This window comes from Micromonospora humida (assembly GCF_016901255.1).
Taxonomy (GTDB): domain Bacteria; phylum Actinomycetota; class Actinomycetes; order Mycobacteriales; family Micromonosporaceae; genus Micromonospora; species Micromonospora wenchangensis.
The window spans coordinates 815,511-837,063 of sequence record NZ_JAFEUC010000001.1 but is presented as its reverse complement, the minus strand read 5'-3'; the positions used below and the strand labels follow the sequence as shown (position 1 = coordinate 837,063).

Genomic DNA, 21,553 nt, shown 5'->3' with positions numbered 1-21,553 from the left:
GCACCAACGCTGCCGGGTGAGCAGGTATGGGTTTGTATGGGGATCCCCCGCACGGCCCGACGTCACGCGACGCTCGTCGGCGAGGCCCGCCCCGAGGGCGGGCGCCGAGCTATTCCACCTGTGGTGGGAGGGAACGATGATGAGATTGCTACCGCGAGAACACCGGTCACCATCCGGGCTGGTGGGCATCACGATCGCGGCGGTCCTGCTGGGGATGGGGGTACATGCCAGCGGGGAGGGGAGACCCCCGGCTGCCCAGGGGGATCTTCAGGACTGGCATTCGACGATGGTGAAGGTGCCGCGGCCGTCGGCGCAGGGGTGCTTCACCGCGGCCTATCCCGAACTGGTGTGGCAGAAGACCGGGTGCGTGGCCCCGCCGTCGGCTCCGATGGCCCCGAACCTCGAACAGGCTCCCCGGCGGGACGTCGGGGGCGGGATCGGGATCGTGACGGGAAGGCCGACGGGTGCCGGTCCGATCACCCGCGCGTCCGGCAGTTTTGAGAAGGTGAACCAGCAGAACCTGAGCGTGACCAGCGTCCCGACCGACGGGCCGACCATGCCGGGCAGCTACTCGTTCCAGCTCAACACCAACCACCTCCGGGTCCAGGAGTGCAACGGTTCACCGACCGCCGGCCTGTGCCGGGGCTGGAAGCAGTTCGTGTTCGCCAACGACGGCACCAGGGGCGGCAATCCCAATCCGGACCCCAGCCCCAGCCGCCTCTACGTCGAGTACTGGCTGCTGCACTACAACCCGGACCCGAGCCAGCCGTGCCCACCGGGGTGGACCGAGGCACCGGACGACTCAGAGACCCACTGTTCGCGCAAGACCGACGCGATCCAGCTGCCCTACCTGCCGATCCAGAGCATGGCGAAGCCGGCCCTGCGACTGGACGGCTCGGTCGCGAAGACGGCCGATGGGCAGGAGACCGACACCGTCACCTTCAACGACGGCTCGGGGCGGATCTACTCGTCCACGGGAGCGGGCATCCTCCACGTTCTGCCACCGGATCCCCAGGAACCCGCCTCGGAGTGGACGCAGGTCGAGTTCAACGTGTTTGGCTACGGCCACGGCTCAACGGCGAAGTTCAATCCCGAGGCGAGCTTCAACGTCCGCACGACCGTCGAGGACGGCAGCCCGGTCAGGCCCGACTGTCAGAACTTCGGCTTCAGCAGTGAGCGGAACAACCTCAACTTCGGCCCCCCGGGTCCGGTCCCGTCGAGCCCGGCGCCGGCCGTCGTCATCAACGAGTCGGTCCAGGGTCCGGCGGCGGCGTCGGCCTGCCGCATCGCCGCGGTCATCGGCGACACCCACCAGTACACGTTCGGCGGTCTGTTCTACGACTTCCAGGCCACGGGCGACTTCGTCGAGGCCCAGGCCGGTTCGACATTCGAGGTGCAGACCCGCAAGGCGCCCGGTGGCTCGACCTGGCCCAACACCTCGGTCAACCGGTCGGTCGCGCTGAGGATGGGCAACGCGAGGCTGGCACTGTGCGACGGGACACGGCTGGTGGTGAACGGCACCACCACCAGCCTGCCGACCGGCGGGTCACTGCTGCTGCCCAACGGGGTGGCGATCGACCGCGTCAACAACGTGTACACGTTCAAGGACCCGTCGGGTAACAGCGTCCGCGCCACCGCCAACACGGGGTACCTCGACCTGGGCATCGGCGTCGGACCCGGGGCGCCGACGGTGCGCGGCCTCCTGGGCAATCCCGATGACGATCCGCACTACCTCGAGGTCAAGGGCGGCGGCGCCCTGCGCGTGCCGCTCTCCCATGCCGACCTCTACGACAGGTTCGGCAACAGTTGGCGGGTCAGCCCTTCCGCCACCCTGCTGCAACCCTGCACCGCCGTCGCCGTGGGCAACCCGACGGCACCGTTCTACGCCGGCAACCTCAACCAGAACACCAGGCTGTGGGCGCAGGAGCTCTGCCGCACCCGGCAGGTCGCCACGCTGTGGCTGGACACGTGCGCCCTGGACGTCGGCGTGCTCGGCGCATCCGCCGCCACCGTCTACGTCGGACTGCAACGACCGGACGTCGACGCCAATCCCGTGCAGCCACCGGTCTGCATACCCGGCACCACCCATCCGACCTGCCCCACCCCGACGTGTTCCCCGGCGGGATGTCGACGGGCCGGCGGGTGACCCCAGCCGCCAGGAACGTGCGGTCTCCGGAGATCAGGGCAGCTCCGGGGACCGCACGGTCAGCTCCGGGGGACCTGCGTCGTCGAGGGCGGCGAGGCAGGCGCGGATCTGGTCGGCTTCGGGGGTGCCGAGGTCCGTGTAGATGGTCAGGGCCTGCCGGTAGTGGTCGCGGGCCCGATCGTGCCGGTCGAGGGCGCGGTGGGCGCCGGCGAGTCCGGCCTGGGCACGGGCCCGCTGGTCCCGGGCGCCGATCTCGGCGGCGATGGTGTGGGCGGCAGTGTGGTGGGTGAGCGCGTCGGTGGCGTGGCCGGCGGCGAGGGTGGCCTCGCCGAGCCCGTTGAGCGCCCACGCCGCGCCGTGCCTGTCCCCGGTCGTCTGCAGGATCGTCAGGGCCTGCCGATGATGTCGGGCGGCCTCGGTGGCCTGTCCGAGGTGGCGGTGGAGGGTGCCGAGCCCGTCCAGGGCCCAGGCCTCGCCGTTGCGGTGACCGGCCTGACGGAACAGGACGAGCGCCCGGTCCAGGTTCTCCGCAGCCGCCCCGTACCGCCCCGACCGGGTGTCGACCTCCGCGAGGTTGGCCAGCGACACCGCCTCACCGGCGTGGTCTCCGCTCCGTCGGTACAGGGCGAGTGCCTGTCGGAGGTGCCGGGCGGCTCTGCGGTAGTGGCCCAGGCGCTGTTCGACGTCACCGAGGTTGCTCAACGCGCGGGCCTGGCCGGTCTGGTCGCCGGTCCGTAGGTGCGCGGTCCGGGCCTGCGCGAAGTGGGCGGCGGCCCTGCGGTAGTGGCCGAGCCGCTGTTCGGCGACGCCCAGGTTGGTGTGGGTCCGGGCCTGCCCGAACCCGTGTCCGGTCTGGCCGAACAGGTGCAGGGCCGTGGTGAGGTGCTCGACGGCGGACTCGTACCGGGCGACCCAGAGATAGGCGACGCCGAGATCGGTCAGGGCGTGGGCCTGTTCGGTGACGTCGCCGGTGTGCCGGGCCGCGTGGTGCGCGTGCTGGTGGACGGTGACGGCGTCGCTGCCGTGACCGCCGGCGAAGTAGCGGTACAGGATGCGCGAGAGGCGCGTCGTGTGGCCGGGCCAGCCGTGGCCGGCGGTGTGGGCCGCGACGGTGACCAGGGTGGGCCGTTCGATGTCGAGCCAGGCCAGAGCGCTGTCCGGGTTGGCCAGGTCGGGGGCGGGTGTGCCGGTCGGCGGAACGTGGGGACGAAGGTGCGCCTGGGCGGGGTGTAGGGCGTTCATCGCGGTGGCCGCCGTGGCGAGATAGTGGTCGAAAAGGCGGGTGAGGGCTTCCCGACGGTCGGCGGGACGTACCTCGTCGTGTGCACGGGTGACGGCGAAGGCCCGGACGAGGTCGTGCAACGTGTAGCGGCCCGAGGCGGACTGCTGGAGGAGATGGTCGCGGCACAGGTGGTCCAGGTGCGTGCGGGTGGTGTCCAGGCCGGTGCCGGTCAGGGCGGCGGCAGCGTAGGCGTCACTGTCCTGCCCGGGGTGCAGTGCCAGCAGCCGCAGCAGCCGTCGCTGGTCGGTGGGCAGATGGTGGTAGGAGAGGTCGAGAGCGAGTTCGACGCCGGTTTCCAGGCGTCGCTGGAGGTGGCGTTCGTCGAGCCGGTCGGCGTGGTCGGTGAGGGTCCAGCCGGGGGTGGCCCGCATGTGTCCGGCGGTCAGGTCGAGAGCCAGGGGGAGATGGCCGCATCGTCGGGTGATACGCGCCGCCGCGTCCGGGTCGTCACCCCTGGGGATCCGGCCGACGACCCGGGCGAGATAGTCGACGGCCTCGTCCTCGGTGAACACGTCGACCACCAGGCGCGTGGCCGGCCGCAGGTCGGACAGGATCCGCCGGCTGGTGATCAGGGTGAGACAGTCGGGCACCTCGGGGAGGAGCGGCCGGACCTGGTCGACGTCGGCAGCATTGTCCAGCACGATCAGGGTACGGGTGCCGGTGAGCCGGTCGCGGTAGGCCGCCGTGCGGGCGGACAGGTCGTGGGGGATCTGGTGGGCCGGTACGCCGAGCAGGCGCAGGAACCCCTCCAGGACGGCGGCCGGGTCCGCGGGAGGCCGGGCGGGGTCGGGGAAGAACCCGCGCAGATTGACGAAGAGCGTCCGGTCGAAGCGGGACTCCCGGATCAGGAGGTGTCCGGCGTGGACGGCGAGCTGGGTTTTGCCGACCCCGGCCATGCCCTCGATCGCGACCGCCATCGCCCCGGTGGTGTGTCGGTGGTGGCCGAGGGTGTGCCGGAGCTGGTCGAGTTCGCTGGCGCGACCGGTGAACCCGGCGAGGTCGGGCGGCAGCCGGTCCTGGACCCGTACCACGGTGGCGGCCTGGGCCTCCCCGCCGAGCACCCGGAGCGCCTGACGCCACTGGTGCACGTATCCCTCGTCCGGGTGCAGGGCCCGCACGATCGCGGTGACGAGGTCGGCGTTCAGTCGTCGCCGGCCGGGCTTGAAACAGTCCACGACCGTGGGACGTTTGGTCCACTCGCCGACCGGACGGCCGGCGGTCCGCCAGGCGTGGTTGACCTGGTTGGTGATCCGTTCGTAGGACGGGCTTCCGGCCCAGAGCTTCAGGGACCTCAGCGCCGCGGTGAGCTCGTCGAGTGTGCGGGCCCGACCCGGGTCCGGCAGCAGGGCAGACGCGCCGTCCGCTCGGGTAGCGGTCATCGGTCGATCTCAAGCATTCATAGATGTGTGCGGATGTAGCTCATCGTATCGGAAAAGGCGCTTCCCGTGTCTCTGGCTGGTGGTGCCGGTCGTGTGCGGCGGGTGGTAGTTTTCGCTCCCGCGTGAGCAGTGTCGAGAAAGGACGTCCGGGTGACTGACGACCACTCCTGGGTCGGGCCCACCGCCGAGGTGCCACGACGACGGCATCGATGGGTCATCCCGTCGGTGGCGGCCCTCGCGGTGCTCGCCCTGGGTGGCGGCGCGGTGGCGTACTGGCAGCTCGCTGACCGGGGGGACGAGGATCCGGGGGTGACGGCCTGCCGGTCGGCCGGATTCGTGGTGCGGGCCGGGGAGGGCGAGGTCGCCCCGGACGACGAGGTGCAGCGGGTGGGGGAGTTGTTCCAACGCTCCGCGCACGAGGATCTGCGGTCTGCCGGGGTCTTCGCGGTGGGCATGGTGCAGCGGGTGCAACGGGCGCAGGATCCGCGCGATGCGCCGGAGACGGTGAAGCTACGGCAGGGCAACCTGGCCGCCGCAGTCCCCAGGTTGATCGCTGCCTGTGCGAAACACCAGGTCACCGTCAAGGGGTAGCCGTGGATGTGGGCGTGACTGCGGCCAGCAGCCCGGTCGCAGCGACGCCCGACCGATGAGTGGCACCCGGGCGGAGCCGGGTCGGTGACCGGCGTGCGGCCGTGCGGTGGTGCCGTCCACCGGTGCCGCTCGCGCCGGTCTCACCCCTGCGAAGCACCCTGACCGTTCGGCAGCCCTTCCAGTTCGGCCCGCAGCGTCGCGAGTGCGACGTCGATGATGTCGCCGAGCCGGCGACCGTCGTCGGTTTCGAGCCATGCGGCGACGGACACGTACATCAGGGTTCCCGCTGTCTCGGCGAGCAGGTCGGCCCGGAGCGGGTCGAGGCCGCGGGCGCGGAAGCCGTCCCGCATCACCTGGGCCAGCATCGCGCGCTTGTGCTGGTCGCGTTCGCCCAGCCCCGGGTCGGACGCCACGATGGCGCGCCGTTGCCGCAGGTCGTCCTTGCGGCCTTCGAAGTAGGTCTCGGCGACCGTGCGCAGGCCCGCGACGATGAACGTCAGCGGTTCGTCGGTGGGCGCCGTGGCCATGAGTTTCGTGGCGAAGGCGCTGATCTCGGCCTCGTCCGCGAAGAGCACCTCGCGCTTGTCGGCGAAGTGCCGGAAGAACGTGCGCGTCGTCAGGCCGGCCCGCGCGGTGATCGCCGGCACCGTGGTAGCGGCGAAGCCCTGTTCGGCGAAGAGTTCGAGCGCCGCCTGCCGCAGCCGCTCGCGGGCATCCGGTCGCCATCGGGCCATGATCCCAGTGTAGCCGTGATGACATGACGTGTCGTCGACGGTATGGTGATGACACGGCGTGTCGTCACTGGGGCGGCTGCCGCACCAGGGCGGAGCTGTGCCATGACCGACGTATGGATCCTCGGCGGCACCGGACGCAGCGGGCGCGCCATCGCGGCCGAACTGCGCCGACGGAGCATCGAGCCGGTGCTGGTCGGCCGGGACGCCGGACGGCTGAAGGCCGCCGCCGACGGGCTGCCGACGATCGTGGCCGCTTCGGTCCGCGAAACGGCCGCCGCGATCCGCCGGGAGCGGCCGGCCGTGGTGATCAACACCGTCGGACCGTTCATCGAGACGGCCCTGCCGCTGCTGGACGCGTGCCTCCCGGCCGGCCACTACCTCGACCTCGCCAACGATCTGGCCTCGTTGACGGCGATCCTCGGCCGGCACGGGGAGTTGACGGCCGCGGGGTGCACGGCCGTCACGGGAGCCGGGTTCGGCGTGACCGCCACCGAGAGCGTCGTGGTGAAGCTCTGCGAAGGACGGCCGACACCTCGGCGGGTCCGGGTCGACATGGTGCCCTCGTTGGCCGCCGAGGACGGCGTCGTCGGCGACGCCCTGGCCGCCACGATCGTGGAGGGCATCCCCGGGGTCGAGGGCGGCGGCCGGTTCCAGGGCCGCCGGTACCGCGACGGACGACTCACCCCGGCCAGCCTCGCCGGCGACCCGATGAAACTGGTCCTGCCCGACGGTTCCACGGTGACCACCGCCAGCATGCCGCTGGGCGAACTGGTGGCCGCCCAACGGGCCAGCGGTGCCGCGGATGTGCTCGCCGCATCGAGCGAGGCCCCGTCCTCCCCGGTCGTGCGCGCGGTGCTGCCCGTCGCGACCGCCCTGCTCGCGATCGGCCCGGTGCGCGCCCTGCTGCGGCGACGGCTCGCCGCGGTACCGACCAGGGCCCGCCCGAAGCCCCGCGAGCACTCCTGGGGCCACGCGGTCGTCCAATGGCCGGACGGCAGCATCCGCGAGGGCTGGCTACGGGTCGGCGAGGCCCAGTCCTGGACGGCGACGGTGCCCGCCGAGCTGGTTCGGCGGCTGCTGGCCGGGCAGGGGAAACCCGGCGCGTACACGCCTGCGGCGCTGTTCGGGTCGACTCTCGCCGAGGCGTGCGGCGGCGTGTACCAGGTGGCAGTGCACCGCTGACGGCCCCGTGACCGGCCAGCCGCCGGCCGCGACGAGCCGCCGACCGGGCACGTGTTCGGCCGGAACGCTGCCGGGGCGCGGCCACGCCTGAGCGTGGCCGGCGGCAGGGGCGCGGCCCTGATGGGAAAACCGACACCGCCCCGACCACCCGCCGGTCCCACGGCGGTGCGGGGTCAGGGTCGGTCGGGAGGCGGGGCAGGCCGGTGCGGCGGATCGGCCTGACCGCCTGCGGCCGGCAGGCGAAGGGTGAACACCGCTCCCGTTCCTGCAGCGCCGGCGACCGCCGAGGTGCCGCCGTGTGACTCAGCGATCTTGCGGACGATGGCGAGCCCGAGACCGCTGCCGCCCGTCCGCCGGCTGCGGGACTTCTCGGCCCGCCAGAACCGTTCGAAGACCAGCTCACGCTGCTCCTGCGGAATCCCCGGCCCGGTATCGGCCACGGCGATCTCGACGTACGCTGCCCGGTGTCGGGCGGAGAGCGTGACCCGGCCGTCGGCGGGGGTGTGCCGGATCGCGTTGGTGATCAGGTTGCCGATGGCCTGCCGGAGCCGGATCGGATCGGCGTCGAGCGTGCCGGGTGCGGCATCGACGACCAGCGTGACCCCGGCGGACTCGGCGGCGGGAGCGAAGGCGTCCGCGACCTCGCGCAGCAGCCTGGGCAGCTCGACCTGTTGCCGGTGCAGTGTCAGCTCGCCCGCGTCGGCTGCGGCGAGATCCTGGAGGTCGTCGATGACGTGCTGGAGTAGGAGCGCCTCGTCCAGCAGCGAGCTGACCAGGTCCACATCGAGTTCGACCACTCCGTCCTCGGCTGCCTCCAACCAGCCGCGGATGTTCGTCACCGGCGTACGCATCTCGTGGGCGATGTCGCCGACCATGTCGCGGCGCAGTTGCTCGACCCGGCACCGCTGTTCGGCCATCTCGTTGAACGCGGTGCCGAGCCGGGCGATCTCATCGCGTCCGGCGACCCGCACCCGTGCCGTGGTGTCGCCGTTGCGCATCCGCCCGGCTGCGGCGGTCAACGCGTGTAGTGGTCGGACCAGGCGTACCCCCACCAGCACCGTGACGCCGACCGCGACGAGCAGCACCACCCCGGCCACCCCGAAGATCCGCAACCGGTTGGCCGGGGTGAGGTCGAAGGCGCCGACCGGCACCGGGGTACCCGGGTCGGTGACGAACAACAACACGGGTGGCGCGACGTGGCCGGCGATCTGGGTGCGTCGGGCCGCGGCGACACAACCGTCGACGTCGTCGCGTCGTTCGGCGGTGATCAGACCGGACCCGGCCGGGGTCCACTGTCCGTCGAGGTCGGTTCGCACCGCCGGAATCCGCTGGCGGCCCAGGCAGGCGTTGACGAGGTCGTCGAGCTGGTCCAGCGCTTGTCGCTCGGTGGCGGTCGGCTCGGCCAACGCGTCGAACTCCCCGGCGCACCGCGCGTCGCTGATGACGGTGGCGCCTCGGGACACGATGCGGGGCCGGCCGCTGGGGGTGACGACGATCTCCGCGTCGGTACGGACCGGAAGCAACCCTTCCGCCGCGGTCAGCGGGGCCGGGTCGAGCGGACCGTGCAGACAGTCCAGTGCCCGCACCGCCAATCTGCGCAGCGCGGTCCGTTCGGCGTCCGGGAGCTGGTACGGGCCGGTGGCCCGCGCGTCGATCCCGCCGGCTCCCGCAGTTCCCGCCAGATCGGTGTCGACGTCGAGCGGATCGACGGTGGCGGAGGCCCGTTGCGGCAGGGCTCCCGCACCGGACGCGGCGAGCGGGGTGCGGTTGCGGTCGGTCAGGACGATCCGTCGCTCGGTGTCCGCCGCGAGGGACCGCACCAGTGGCGACACGCCCGTCCAGTCGTGGTGCGTCGCGGCGTGCCCGAGCAGGGCGTTGTAGATCCGCGCGTCGTCGGCGAGCGCCCGGCCGCGCTCCTGTTGCAGTGCCCGGGTCGTGTCGCGTACGGCGAGCCAGGCGGTCGCCGAGATCGAGAGTACGGAGATGACCACGCTGAGGGCGAGCAGCCGGACCAGGAGGCTGCCGCGTCCGCACCACTCAGCCATCGGCGAGTTTGTATCCGATGCCGTACACGGTGAGCAGCCGCGCCGGGCGTCGCGGATCCGTCTCGATCTTCCGGCGCAGGTTCATCACGTGCACGTCGACCGTGCGGGCGGTGACGTACGAGTCGAGCCCGTGCAGCCGGCGGAGCAGTTGGTCGCGGCTGAACGCCCTGCCCGGCTCCGCCGCGAACGCACTCAACAGGGCGAACTCGCCCGGGGTGCACACCACCGGGCTGCCCGCGACGGTGACCTCGTGGCGTACCGGATCAAGGAGAAGATCGCCCACCTGCAGGGGCGGCGCGACGGGCCGCGCCGCCGTGGACCGGGTCCGACGGAGCAGGGTGCGCACCCGCGCCGCCAGTTCCCGCGGGCTGTACGGCTTCGTCAGGTAGTCGTCGGCGCCCAGGTCCAGGCCCAGCAGCAGGTCGTCCTCGGTGCTGCGGGCGGTGACCATCAGCACCGGCACCTCGGAGTCCCGACGCAGGATGCGGCACACGTCGAGGCCGTCGACGCGCGGCATCATGACGTCCAGCACCAGCAGGTCCGGCGGGCGGTGGCGGATCTCGTCCAGCGCTGCCCGGCCATCGTGGACCACCGACACCCGGTGGCCCTCGTGCTCCAGGTACCGCCGGAGCAGTTCGGCCTGCTTGGGGTCGTCCTCGGCGACGAGCACGTTCGCGTTCACGGCGGCGAGTCTAGGAGGCGTCAGAACATCGAAACAGGTAGCGAACGGGACCACTACCGGATCACCACAGGTTCCTGACAAGGGTTCGCCAGGATGTGGCACGTAACAGCCCCCGGTCCCCGTGAAGGAGAAAAGGTTGTCATTGCTGAAGGGCCTGGCCGCAGTGGCGCTGGTCGCCGCCGGCCTCGTGCCTGCGTCACCCGCCCAGGCCAGGGACCGCACCTATCCAGTCAGGTCGCTCGACTACACCCTCGGCGACCGTGCGTTCACCGTCGCCGGTTTCCACACCGACGGCCCGGACTCGTCGACCCTGGCACCGATCGAGCTGACCGGCAACGTGCACTACCCGGCCGCCGGCAACGGGCCGTTTCCCCTGGTGGTGCTCTCGCACGGCTACTGGTCCACCTGCGCCGACCGGGCTGCCGACGCCGAGGCGGCTCGGATCGAGAAGGAGTCGCCGGACGACTACTACGACGACCCGCGCTGGTTGGACGCCATCCACCGGCTCTGGCAGTGGCCGTGCGCGCCCGGTGTCGCCGCACTACCCAGCTACCGGGGCTACGACTATCTCGCCCGACAGCTCGCCGCCCAGGGAATGGTCGTCGTCTCGATCAGCGCCAACGGGATCAACGCCGGTCAGATCGGCACCGAGGCCGACAACGCCCGCGCGAAGCTCATCAACAAGCATCTCGCGCTCTGGACCGAACTGGCCCGCACGGGCGGTGGCGCGCTGGCCGGCCACTTCAACGGCCCGACCCCGAACCTCAGAGGCAGGATCGACTTCTCTCGTACGGGGACACTCGGCCACTCACGCGGTGGCCGTGCGGTGGCCTGGCACGCCGCGGACGTCCACCGCGTCGACCTTCCGGCAGGCGTACGCGTGGCCGGCGTCCTCGCCCTCGCCGCCGCCGGCTCGGGCACCGCCACCAATCCCGGTTCCCCGGATGCCAAGCTCTACCGGGTGACCTCGGCACCGCTCGCGGTCTGGGTCGGCGGCTGCGACAGCGAGCAGGGTCTCGACTATGCGAAGTTGGCAACCGGTCACACGCGTGAGCCGGTCTACACCTGGCATGTTCGTGGCGCGAACCACAACTTCCTCAACACCCAGTGGTCTCCCGGGAGCGGGCAGGTCGGCGCCATCGACGACCAGGGCTTCGGTCCGGCACCGGGTTGGTGCGGCACCCCGACGTTCCCGGACTGGGACCCGGACAGCGGCACCCCCGAACCGCCGATCGAGTGGTCGCACGTGACCCGCAAACTGACCGAGACCGAACAGCGCCAGGTCAGCGCCGGATACGTCACCGCATTCTTCCGTTCGGTGCTCCTGGGCGACCGGCAGGCCGAGGCGGTCGTCAGCGGTGGCGTCCACCCGTACGCCTCGTTCACCGTGGTCGACGCCGAGAAGATCGTTCCCCGACCTCGGCGGGGCCTGCGGTAGCGCCGTACGGCGGTGAAGCCCTCGTCGTCCACGGTCGGGCCGTGGCTGGCCGGTAGCGATGTCCGGGGCCGGGGCCTCCGTAGCCGATCGGCGCGGCTGTCAGGGTCGGACAGGTTCCGTCCGACCCTGACAGGCCGGCCGTCGGCAGGACGGTCCGCTCATCCACCGGGCGCCACCGCTGGGCTGGTCGGGTGGGTGCGGGCGGACTCGGGGAACACCGCGGGAGTGCCCGTCACCGGATCGGGCACGATCCGGCAGCGCAACCCGAACACGTCGGCGACGAGGTCCGGGGTGAGCGCCGTCGACGGGTGACCGGTCGTGGCGACCTGGCCGTCGCGCAGCACCACCAGGTCGGTGGCGTAGCGGGCCGCCTGGTTGAGGTCGTGCAGGACGGCGACCACGGTCCGGCCACCGGCGTGCAGGTCGGCGAGCAGGTCGAGGACCTCGTACTGGTGGGCGATGTCGAGGTAGGTGGTCGGTTCGTCGAGCAGCAGGATCGGGGTGTCCTGCGCCAGCAGCATGGCCAACCAGGCGCGTTGCCGTTGGCCTCCGGAGAGTTCCGCCAGCACCCGGTCGCCGAGGTCGGTGGTGCCGGTGGCGGCCAGCGCCGCGGTGACCGCCCGTTCGTCCTGCGCCGTCCAGCGGCCCAGCGTCGACCGGTGCGGGTGCCGTCCGCGCAGCACCAGATCGGTGACGGTCATCCCGGCCGGTGCCTCGATGCCCTGGGGGAGCAGCCCCACGGTGCGGGCGTACTGCCGCCGGCGGTAGCCGTGCACGTCGCGGCCGGCCACGGCCACCCGGCCCCCGCTCGGGCGCAACACCCGGGCGATGGTGCGCAGCAGGGTCGACTTGCCGCACCCGTTGGGCCCGATGAAGACGGTGAAGCTCCCCTCGGCGATCCGCAGGGAGACGTCCCGGCAGACGGTCCGACGGTCGTAGCCGACGGTGACCGAGTCCAGTTCGATCGCGGGCGGGGCGGTCATTGTTGCCTCCGGGGTGGACGGTGCGGTGCGGGACGGGCGGCGGCTCACCCGGGCCTCCCTCGCCAGCTCCAGGCCAGGACGAGAGCGAGGTAGCCGCCGCCGACGACGCCGGTGACCGCGCCGACGGGCAGTTGCTGCCCGGGGACGAGCCGCTGGGCGAGCTGGTCGGCGGCGAGCAGCAGCACCGCGCCGAACACCGCGCTGGTGGTCACCAGGGGAGCGGCGACGCGGGTGAGCCGGCGGGCCAGGTGGGGGGCGGCCAGGGCGACGAAACCGACAGGCCCGGCGCCGGCGACCCCGACGGCGGTGAGCGCGACCGCCAGGGCCGTCGCGGTGAGGCGTTGCCGGCGTACGGGTACACCGAGGCTGAGTGCCTTGTCCCCGCCGTTCTCGATGAGTCGCAGCCCCCGGGCCGCCAGCACGGCGGGTGGCAGCAGTGCGGCGAGCGCCCAGAGCAGCAGCGGCAGGTGCGGGCCGCTGCCGTTGAGGCTGCCGACGAGCCAGACGGCGGCGTTCTGCGCGTCGGTCACCTCGGCGCGGGTCAGCAGGTACGCGTTGACGGAGGTGAGCAGGGCGGACAGGCCGATCCCGACGAGGATGAGGCGTTGCCCGGTTCCGCCGAGCAGCAGGGCCGCCCCGGCGACGGCGGCACCGCCGAGCACCGCGCCCACGGCCGGGGTGAGTCGGGTGTCGTGGACGACCAGCAGGACGACGAGTGCGCCGGTGGCGGCGCCGACGGTGAAGCCGACGATGTCGGGGCTGCCGAGGGGGTTGCGGCTGGCGCTCTGGAAGAGTGCGCCGGCCGCGCCGAGGGCGGCTCCGACGGCGAGTGCGGTGCCGATCCGGGGCAGCCGCAGCTCGAACAGGACGAACCGCAGGCCGGGGTCGCCGCCCCCGGTCAGCACCGGCCACAGGTCGTGCGGCGGGGTGGCGTACCGGCCGCTGGCCAGGGCGACGACGGCCAGCCCGACGCCGAGGGCCAGCGCGACGAGGCAGGCCAGGGTGGCGCGGCGGGTGTGCCGGCGGCGGGTGCGGCGACCCGGGGCGCTGGTCGGGGCGGTGGTCATGGGCGGGGAATCCTCCGGGCGCGGACCAGGGCGATGAACACGGGGGCACCGATGGCGCCCATGACGATCGCGACCTCGATCTCTCCGGGGCGGGCCAGGAGCCGGCCGAGCACGTCGGCGGTGATCAGCAGGATCGGGCCGAGCAGGCAGGCATAGGCGACGATCCACCCGAGCCGGGGGCCGCAGATCGCCCGGGCGGCGTGCGGGACGGCGAGCCCGAGGAAGCCGATCGGGCCGGCCACGGCGGTCGCGCCGCCGCAGAGCAGGGTGGTGGCGACCAGCGCGAGCAGCCGGGTGCGGCCGGGGCTGACCCCCAACGCGGTGCCGCCCTCGTCGCCGAAGCGCAGCACGTCCAACGGCCGGATCACGCCGACGGTGACGAGCAGGCCGGCGAGCAGCGCTGGTGCCGCGGTGAGCAGGGCGGACGGCGGCTGGTCGGCGAGGCTGCCGACGGCCCAGAAGCGGTACCTGTCGAACGCGGTCTGGTCGATCAGGGTGACCCCGGCGACGGCCCCGGTCAGGCAGGCGCCGACGGCCGCGCCGGCCAGGACCAGCCGGCCGTCCTCGGCCCGGCCCGGACCCCGGGTGCCGCCGATGGCGGTGACCAGGCCGGCGGCGAGGCCCGCGCCGAGCAGGGCGAGCAGCAGGTGTCCGCGCTGGCTGCCCACCCCGGCGAGGATGCCGGCGACCACGGCGGCGGCGGCTCCGGCGTTGACGCCCAACAGCCCGGGGTCGGCGAGCGGGTTGCGGGTGAGGGCCTGCATCAGGGTGCCGGCCAGGGCCAGGGCCGCGCCGACGCCGATCGCGATCACCGTACGGGGCAGCCGGACCTCCCAGACGATCAGGCCCGCCTCGCTGTCGCCGTGGGCGAGGAGTTCCCGCAGCACGGTGCCGGTCGTCAGGGGCAGTGCGCCGACGGCGAGGCTGGCGGTGATCGCGGCCAGCAGGGCGAGCGCGCAGGCGAGCAGGCCGGCGGCGAGCAGGCGGGGGCGGCGTAAGCCGGCGGGGGTGGCGACCGACACTGTGACTCACTTCATGGTGGAACGTTCCATCACTGGCTAAGGTAAACCTACCCTAAGCCACTGGGAACGTCGTTCTCGCTGCCCCTCCTGAGGATCGAATGCCATGTCACACTCCCGCCCACGCCGGCTGAGCACACTCCTGACCGCCGCCGCACTGGCGCTCGCCCTGCTGGTGGCCGGCGGTTGCGCCGCCGACGGGGCAAGCCCCGCCGCGCCCGCGTCCGGATCGTCCGACGCCGCGTTCCCCACCACCCTCACCCACGCCTTCGGCGCGACCACCCTCACCGCCAAGCCCGAACGGATCGTGGTGGTGGGCCTCAAGGAGCAGGACTACTTCCTCGCCCTCGGTGAGGTGCCGGTGGCGATCCGCGACTGGTACGGCAACATGCCGAACGCAACCTGGCCGTGGGCCCGCGAACGACTCGGCACCGCCAAACCGGAGGTGCTGGCGCGGGCCGAACTCGACTACGAACAGATCGCCGCGCTACGCCCCGACGTCATCGTCGGCCTCTCCTCCGGCATGTCCCGCCAGGAGTACGACCTGCTCACCAAGATCGCCCCCACCGTCGCCCAGCCGGCGGGGGACGGCAGTTGGGCGGTGACCTGGCAGCAGATGACCCGGGCCGCCGGTCAGATCACCGGCCGCAGCGCCGAAGCCGAGAAACTCGTCACCGACCTGGAACAGCGGATCGCCTCGGTCGCCGGCGCGCATCCCTGCCTCAAGGGCGCCAGCACCGTGTTCGCCTCCACCTACGAAGGCCAGTACTACCTGTTCAGCCCCGAGACCACCGCCTCGAAGGTGCTGCTCGACCTGGGGCTGACCATGACGCCCGAGGTCACGACCCTCACCGCGAACGCCAACCAGTCCGCCACCATCAGCCGCGAACGGTTCGACCTGGTGGACGTGGACGTCGCCGTCTGGTCCGAGGCGGCCACCGACCCCGGCGTGACCACCCTGCTCGGCGACCCGCTCTACACCCGGCTGGACGTCCGTACCCAACGCCGGGACGTCTTCCTCGGCACCGCGGCCAACGGCGCGCTGGCGTTCGCCTCCGTGCTGAGCCTGCCCTACGTCCTGGACAAGATCGTCCCCGCGCTCGCCACCGCGGTCGACGGCGACCCGGCCACCGACTCGGAGTTCAGCGCGAAATGACCGACACACTCACCCGTCCCGGCTTCTGGACCGCCACCGTGCACGAGGTCCGCCGGCTGACCCCGCACCTGCAACGGGTCGTCCTCGGCGGCCCCGACCTCGTCCGCTTCCCCGCCCTGGGCCTGCCGGACGAGTCGGTGACGCTCTACTTCCCCCGCCCCGGCGAGTCGGCCCCGCCGCCGATGACCCTGCGCGGCGAGGTGTGGGGCTACCACGACGAGCAGCACCTGCCCATCGGCCGCAACTACTCCGTCCGCGCCGTCGACCCCGCCGGGGCACGGCTGACCATCGACTTCGCCCTGCACGACCACGGCCCCGCCACGTCCTGGGCGCGGCAGGCCGAGACCGGCGCCGGCCTGCTGCTGTGGCGGTGCCGCGCCTGGTTCCGTCCCCCCGCCGACACCCGCTGGCTGGTGCTCGCCACCGACCTGTCCGGGCTGCCCGCCGCGACCCGCGCCGTCGCGGAACGCACCCCCGGCCTCCCGGTACGGGTGCTGGTGGACCTGCCGGACCTGGCCGACGCCCGGGACCTGCTCGCCGCCGCCGGCGACGACCCCACGGTGCACGTCGACGTCCGGGTCGGGGTCGGTAACGGCCGGGGCCCGGGCAGCCTCGTCGACCGGCTGCGGGACACGACCCTGCCCGACGGCCCCGGCTACGTGTGGGTCGCGGGCGAGGCGGGGGAGTGCCGACAGGCCCGGTCCGTGCTGCGCACCGTGCACCGGCTGCCCCGCGACCGCGCCGTCTGCGTGGGCTACTGGCGCACCGACTCCGCCGACTGGGAACGCCGCTACGCCCGCTTCCGCCCCCTGCTCGACCAGGTCTACCAGGACGGTCTCGCGGCCGGGCTCAACCCGGTGGAAGCGGGCGACCGGATGGAGGAGGCACTGGAACGGATGACCCGGTGACCTACCCCCGGGTCGACTCCCGCCACCACAGGTGGACCGGATGCTCGTAGACCCCACCCGGGCCGCCACCGATCAGCTCGTCGAGCAGGTCGGCGCAGCGGCGTCCGGCGTCCAACGGCGACAGGTCGAGCGCGGTGATCGGCGGCTGGCCCAGCCGCAGGGCGCTCGACTCGGTGGCGCTGGCCAGCAGGACGTCCCGCCCGACCCGGCGGCCGAGCCGGTGCAGCACCTGGACGGCCGTCGGCGCGGTGTCCACCGAGGCGCATACCAGGGCGTCCACCCCCGGCCGGGCGAGCACCTGTTCGACCGCCCGGGACACCTCCTGCGGCGACGGCACCCACGGATGGTGCGCCACCACGGCGGCGACGCCGTGCCGGGCGCACCAGTCCCGGTGCGCCGCCGCCAGTTGGGCCGCCCAGTCACCGGTCTCCGGCGGCACCACCAGGGCGGGACACCGGGCCCCGGCCCCGGCCATCCGGTCCAGCAGCCCGGTGAGTGCCCGGTGGTGGTCCGCCCAGAGGACGACGTCCGGGCGCATCCCGGCCGGGGGGCGTTCGAAACACACGACCGGCATGCCACCCTGCATCAGGACCGGCACGAACGCGTCGTCCCGGTGCGGATCGGCCACGATCACCCCGTCGAGCGCCCGGGGCGAGCGGTGTTCCGAGGCGGTCAGGATGGTGACGTCCCGGTCGCGGGCGGCGGCGCGTTCCATGACGCCGAAGACGAACCGCATGTAGAACTCCGACGTGGACGGCACGCCCGGGACGTAGACGCCGACGATGCCGGTCCGCCCGCCCCGCAACTGCCGGGCCGCCCGGTTCGGGACGTAACCCAGTTCCTGCATCGCCGCGCGGACCCGTTCCCGGGTCGCCTCGGAGACCCGGCCGGAACACGACAGCACATTGGAAACGGTGGACTTGCCGACACCCGCCCGGCGCGCGACATCGTGCAGCGTGACGGGACGGGCCATCAGCCCAGTCTAGGGAACCGGGCGTCGGTCGGGACACGCCGCCACCACACCCCCCACGGAAGACGGTGATCCTCATGTCCGAGCACCATCCGGCCCCGCCGCGTACGACGGCACCCGTCGGCAACGACCACCGGCAGCGACCCGCGGTGCTCGGCGCGGCGGGCGACGGGTGGGTCGACTTCGACCTGCCCGGCGTGGCGATCGGCACCGCCGAGTATCCCGACGGCCCGACCGGCGTCACCGTGCTCAGCATCCCCGGCGGCGCGCGTACCGCTGTCGACAAGCGGGGCGGGGCTGTCGGGGTCAGCGGCGGTTTCCCGTACCACCATGCGTTGTGCTTCGCCGGCGGGTCGAGCTTCGGGCTCGCCGCGGCGTCCGGTGTCTACGACGAACTGCTCCGCCGCACCGGCTACGCGACCGACTTCGGCAGCCTGCCGGTGGTGTCCGGGGCCGTCGTCTACGACTTCACGCCCCGGGACAACGCCATCTACCCCGACGCCGGGCTCGGTGCCGACGGGCTGCGCGCGGTACGCGCCGACCGGGTGGCCGTCGGGCGGGTCGGCGCGGGTGTCGGCGCGACCGTCGGCAAGGTCGACAACGCCCGCGCCGAGTGGGGCGGGCAGGGTGCCGCCTTCGCCCGCGTCGGCCCGGCCCGGCTGCTGGTGCTGACCGTGGTCAACGCCATGGGGGTGATCGTCGACCGCAACGGCGGGATCGTGCGGGGCAACCTCGACCCGGCGACCGGCCGGCGTCGCCACCCGGCCGAGGACTACGCCGAGCTGGTCGCGGCGGCCACCCCGGACCTCGCGCCCACCGGCGGGAACACCACCCTGACCGCCGTGGTCACCAACGTCCGGATGACCGACACCGAACTCGCCCAGTTCGCCACCCAGGTGCACAGCTCCATGCATCGGGCGATCCAGCCGTTCCACACCATCGCCGACGGCGACACCCTGTTCGCCCTGACCACCGACGAGGTGACGGTGCCCGCCCCGTCGCTGCGGCTGGGCACGGTCGCCGCCGAACTGGCCTGGGACGCCGTCCTCTCCAGCGTCGACGCCGCCTGACGACGACCCCGCCCACGCCGCCCGGGCGATCAGACCGGGTTCAGTCGATTCCGTCGACCCCGCTGACGCTCTTGATCCAGCCGGCCAGGAAACCGGTGGGAACGGACAGTCCACCCAGCGCGTCGTCGGAGTGGGTGAACACGGCCTGGACGCGGTTGTTCTGCCAGACCGCCGCCCCGGAGTCGCCGTTCAGGGGAACCCCGTCGAGTCCCTCCAACTCCAGCTCCGACCCGATGGATCGCTTGACCTGCAGGCTGCACACCCGCAGGGTCGACGCCGGAGGCCCGTTCTCCTCGGTCTGCCCCCAGCCGCGGATGGCTACGGTGACCCCGGTCTTGAGCAGAGCCGTGTCTCTGCTGTAGGGAACGACGAGATTGCTCTGGGTGACGTTCGACGCCAGATGCAGGACCGCCATGTCGTAGCCCTTCGGCGCCGCCGCCGTGCCGTCGACGATGATGCGCTGACCGCTGCCGAGACGCTTGTCGCCCGCCTTGACCACGAGGCGGCTGCTGTGGAGGCAGTGTGCCGCGGTGAGCACGTAGTGCACATGGATGAGCGAGCCGGTACAGCGGAAGTCGGCCCCTCCGTTGTTCCAGATCTGCACCTGCCCGTGCAGCGACGACGTGGTGGTGCCGCCGGCGATCGCCGATGCGGGGGTCTGCGGGCCGACCACCAGCACGGCTCCGCACAGCACGGCGAGAAAAGCTCTACGAAAGTGATTCACCGACACTCCTCCGTGCATGTGGAAGCAGCAGACTCGCGGTAGAAATCGGGAGACGCGGATGGTGTGACGTGCCGTTGCCTCGCTCCAGCAGGCACAGCCCCGCCCGCCCGGCGCGGTCCGGGCACTCTCTCTGCACCCCGACGAGCCGAACGGCCCGACCGCGCGGTGTCAGCATGCCCGATCCAGGAACCGTCCACAATCACCACTGCGACCCGACGAGCAACACGTCTACTCCCGTCGCCGGAACCAGGTCGCGAGTTCCCGGTCGTCATCGTCGCGACCGGCCGGTGACGAGGGCCCGCGAGACGCCTCTGCGGGACTACCGTTGTTCCGCATGACCCACCGGGAAGAGGAGATCACCGCGGAGCTGGTCCAGGAGTTGGTTCGGGACCAACACCCCGACCTCGCCGGTCTTCCCGTTCGGCTGGGCGCACGCGGGTGGGACAACCAGATGTGGCGGCTCGGTGACGAGCTGGCTGTCCGGCTCGCCTGGGCGACCGACCGCGCGGACGCGCTGCTGCGCAAGGAGGTCACCTGGCTGCCCACCCTGGCCCCGCACCTTCCACTGCCGGTCCCGGTACCGCAGCGCATCGGCACACCGTCCGACCGGTTCCCCCGGTGCTGGCTCGTCACCACGTGGGTGCCGGGTGTCCCCGCCGACCGGCACCCCGTCACCCGGGCCACCGACGCGGCGCACTCCTTGGCCGCCTTCCTGACCGCACTGCACCAGCCTGCCCCCACCGGCGCTCCGACCGGCGGCAGTCGGGGCGGCCCGCTGACCGACCACACCGGGGGATTCACCGCAGCGCTCACCGACGCCACCGAACGGGGCCTGATCCCCGACCCGGACGCGGTGCGCGCCGTCTGGCACGACGCCGTCACCGCCCCTGGCTGGACGGGGCCGTTGTGCTGGCTGCATGCCGACCTGCACCCGGCCAACGTCCTCACCACCGACGGCACCCTCTGCGGCGTGATCGACTTCGGCGACCTCAGCGCGGGGGACCCCGCCTACGACCTTGCCGCCGGATGGCTCCTGCTACCCGACGACGGCATCGACCACTTCCTCGCCGCCTACCGGCCGGCACCCGACACCGCCACCATCCGTCGTGCCCGGGGGTGGGCCCTGGCGCGCGCCCTCGGTGGCATCCTGATCGGCGACGCCGGTGTCCACCACCGCGCCGGCGGCAAACCGTCCTGGGGTCCTCCCGCTCACGCCGCCATGCGACGCCTCACCCGCCACCACCGGTAATCGGCTGCCGGACCGGTGTCACGGGACGAAGCTGGCGTGGTAGGACGCCGCCATGTCCTCGTCGCCGTGCCCCTGCTCGGCCGCGCGCCGGAACCGTTGCGCACCGGCGGCCAGGACGTCGAGGCGTACCCCGTGGTCCTCGCCGGCCGCGACGATCAGCCGGGCGTCCTTCTCGGCGGTCTCCACCGCGAAGCTCGCCGGCGACAACCGGCCCTGCCGCACCAGGTCGGTCTTGGCGTGCAGGTAGCCCATGTCCAGCGGGCCGCCCTCGATCCCCTCGAAGAAGCGGTCCGGGTCGACGCCGAGCGCCCCGGCCAACGCCAGCATCTCGACCGCGCCGTGGGTCACCGTCAGGACCCAACTGTTCGCCACCAGCTTCAACCGGGTGGCGTCGCCCCGCGCGCCGTCCTCAGCCAGCCACACCACCCGGGCCGCGATCGCGTCGAACACCGCGGTGAGCTTCTCCCGGCCGGTCTGCGGCCCGGCGGCGAGCACGGTCAACCGGCCGGCCTCGGCGGGCTGTCGGGTGCCGAGCACGGGCGAGTCGTAGAACGCCACCCGGTGCTCGGCGGCGATCTCGGCGAACCCGGCCGTGTCGGCCAGGCCCACGGTGGTGGTCTGCAGCCAGGCCGCGCCCGCCTTCAGCCCGGGTGCGGCACGCCCGATCACCTCGCGGACGGTCGCCCCGTCGTACAGCATCGTGATGATCACGTCGGCGTCGCGTACGGCGTCGGCCGGGGTCTGCGCCACGGTCGCGCCGGTCCCCGCCGCCTTCTCCGGGGACCGGTTCCACACGCGGACGACGTGCCCGGCCCGGACGAGATTACGGGCCATGGCGGCACCCATGATGCCCGCGCCCAGCACCGCCACGGTCAACTCATCGGTCATCGGTCCCTCCTCTCGCCCACGGCCGTCGGCCTGAGCAGGC

Annotated in this window: 18 protein-coding genes; 8 read left to right on the top strand and 10 right to left on the bottom strand. The window is 72.8% G+C overall.

The genetic code is table 11. The annotated features are described in order from the left end of the window. Positions 1-286 precede the first annotated feature (286 nt). Entirely contained in the window at positions 287-2,146 is a 1,860-nt protein-coding gene (locus JQX11_RS03390; RefSeq protein WP_204923460.1) for a hypothetical protein, read from the top strand. Positions 2,147-2,179: 33 nt separating this feature from the next. On the opposite strand, the gene JQX11_RS03385 is transcribed toward JQX11_RS03390, so the two are convergent. Beyond that, positions 2,180-4,807 carry a tetratricopeptide repeat protein gene (locus JQX11_RS03385; RefSeq protein ID WP_204923459.1) on the bottom strand — a complete coding sequence of 876 codons (2,628 nt, stop codon included), beginning with the start codon at positions 4,805-4,807 and terminating at the stop codon, positions 2,180-2,182. 150 nt (positions 4,808-4,957) lie between these two features. On the opposite strand from JQX11_RS03385, the gene JQX11_RS03380 reads away from it, so the two are divergent. Beyond that, positions 4,958-5,398 carry a hypothetical protein gene (locus tag JQX11_RS03380; protein ID WP_204923458.1) on the top strand — a complete coding sequence of 147 codons (441 nt, stop codon included), beginning with the start codon at positions 4,958-4,960 and terminating at the stop codon, positions 5,396-5,398. 140 nt (positions 5,399-5,538) lie between these two features. Here the strand turns inward: JQX11_RS03380 and JQX11_RS03375 are convergent, their stop codons facing one another. Next, entirely contained in the window at positions 5,539-6,132 is a 594-nt protein-coding gene (locus tag JQX11_RS03375) for a TetR/AcrR family transcriptional regulator (protein WP_204923457.1), read from the bottom strand. A 102-nt stretch (positions 6,133-6,234) separates the two neighbouring features. Here JQX11_RS03375 and JQX11_RS03370 point away from each other — a divergent pair, with 102 nt between their 5' ends. Continuing rightward, positions 6,235-7,314, top strand: coding sequence for a saccharopine dehydrogenase family protein (locus tag JQX11_RS03370; protein WP_204923456.1), 1,080 nt, complete (start codon positions 6,235-6,237; stop codon positions 7,312-7,314). A 173-nt stretch (positions 7,315-7,487) separates the two neighbouring features. On the opposite strand, the gene JQX11_RS03365 is transcribed toward JQX11_RS03370, so the two are convergent. After that, on the bottom strand, positions 7,488-9,359 hold the full coding sequence (locus JQX11_RS03365) for a sensor histidine kinase (RefSeq protein ID WP_204923455.1): 1,872 nt from the start codon (positions 9,357-9,359) through the stop codon (positions 7,488-7,490). After that, on the bottom strand, positions 9,352-10,041 hold the full coding sequence (locus tag JQX11_RS03360) for a response regulator transcription factor (protein ID WP_204923454.1): 690 nt from the start codon (positions 10,039-10,041) through the stop codon (positions 9,352-9,354). The genes JQX11_RS03365 and JQX11_RS03360 overlap by 8 nt, the downstream gene beginning before the upstream one ends. Before the next feature lie 136 nt (positions 10,042-10,177). Between JQX11_RS03360 and JQX11_RS03355 the strand changes: the two genes are divergently transcribed. Further along, positions 10,178-11,479 carry an alpha/beta hydrolase gene (locus tag JQX11_RS03355; protein WP_204923453.1) on the top strand — a complete coding sequence of 434 codons (1,302 nt, stop codon included), beginning with the start codon at positions 10,178-10,180 and terminating at the stop codon, positions 11,477-11,479. Between the two features lie 158 nt (positions 11,480-11,637). Here the strand turns inward: JQX11_RS03355 and JQX11_RS03350 are convergent, their stop codons facing one another. From JQX11_RS03350 to JQX11_RS03340, 3 genes are read right to left on the bottom strand one after another with little or no spacing between them, the layout of a single operon-like run. Next, positions 11,638-12,462: an ABC transporter ATP-binding protein gene (locus JQX11_RS03350; RefSeq protein WP_204923452.1), complete on the bottom strand. Its 825-nt coding sequence runs from the start codon at positions 12,460-12,462 to the stop codon at positions 11,638-11,640. 44 nt (positions 12,463-12,506) lie between these two features. Then, positions 12,507-13,529, bottom strand: coding sequence for a FecCD family ABC transporter permease (locus tag JQX11_RS03345; RefSeq protein ID WP_204923451.1), 1,023 nt, complete (start codon positions 13,527-13,529; stop codon positions 12,507-12,509). Then, entirely contained in the window at positions 13,526-14,551 is a 1,026-nt protein-coding gene (locus tag JQX11_RS03340) for a FecCD family ABC transporter permease (RefSeq protein ID WP_204923450.1), read from the bottom strand. Before JQX11_RS03340 ends, JQX11_RS03345 begins: the two co-directional genes overlap by 4 nt. A gap of 103 nt (positions 14,552-14,654) precedes the next feature. Here JQX11_RS03340 and JQX11_RS03335 point away from each other — a divergent pair, with 103 nt between their 5' ends. Next, complete coding sequence (locus JQX11_RS03335) at positions 14,655-15,704, top strand: iron-siderophore ABC transporter substrate-binding protein (RefSeq protein WP_204923449.1); 1,050 nt, start codon at positions 14,655-14,657, stop codon at positions 15,702-15,704. Beyond that, on the top strand, positions 15,701-16,612 hold the full coding sequence (locus JQX11_RS03330; RefSeq protein WP_204923448.1) for a siderophore-interacting protein: 912 nt from the start codon (positions 15,701-15,703) through the stop codon (positions 16,610-16,612). The genes JQX11_RS03335 and JQX11_RS03330 overlap by 4 nt, the downstream gene beginning before the upstream one ends. 1 nt (position 16,613) lies before the next feature. Here JQX11_RS03330 and JQX11_RS32920 read toward each other — a convergent pair whose 3' ends face one another. Next, positions 16,614-17,585, bottom strand: a complete 972-nt coding sequence (locus tag JQX11_RS32920) for a LacI family DNA-binding transcriptional regulator (protein WP_204923447.1) — start codon at positions 17,583-17,585, stop codon at positions 16,614-16,616. 74 nt (positions 17,586-17,659) lie between these two features. Between JQX11_RS32920 and JQX11_RS03320 the strand changes: the two genes are divergently transcribed. Then, the gene (locus JQX11_RS03320; RefSeq protein WP_204923446.1) at positions 17,660-18,652 is read left to right on the top strand and encodes a P1 family peptidase; all 993 of its coding nucleotides are present in this window, start codon (positions 17,660-17,662) and stop codon (positions 18,650-18,652) included. A 40-nt stretch (positions 18,653-18,692) separates the two neighbouring features. On the opposite strand, the gene JQX11_RS03315 is transcribed toward JQX11_RS03320, so the two are convergent. Then, a complete protein-coding gene (locus JQX11_RS03315) occupies positions 18,693-19,382 on the bottom strand; it encodes a trypsin-like serine protease (protein WP_204923445.1) in 690 nt (229 codons plus the stop codon). Positions 19,383-19,710: 328 nt separating this feature from the next. On the opposite strand from JQX11_RS03315, the gene JQX11_RS03310 reads away from it, so the two are divergent. Next, positions 19,711-20,625 (top strand): aminoglycoside phosphotransferase family protein, encoded by a 915-nt coding sequence (locus tag JQX11_RS03310; protein ID WP_204923444.1) that lies wholly within the window; start codon positions 19,711-19,713, stop codon positions 20,623-20,625. Between the two features lie 18 nt (positions 20,626-20,643). On the opposite strand, the gene JQX11_RS03305 is transcribed toward JQX11_RS03310, so the two are convergent. Further along, entirely contained in the window at positions 20,644-21,513 is an 870-nt protein-coding gene (locus JQX11_RS03305; protein WP_204923443.1) for an NAD(P)-dependent oxidoreductase, read from the bottom strand. Positions 21,514-21,553: the final 40 nt, after the last annotated feature.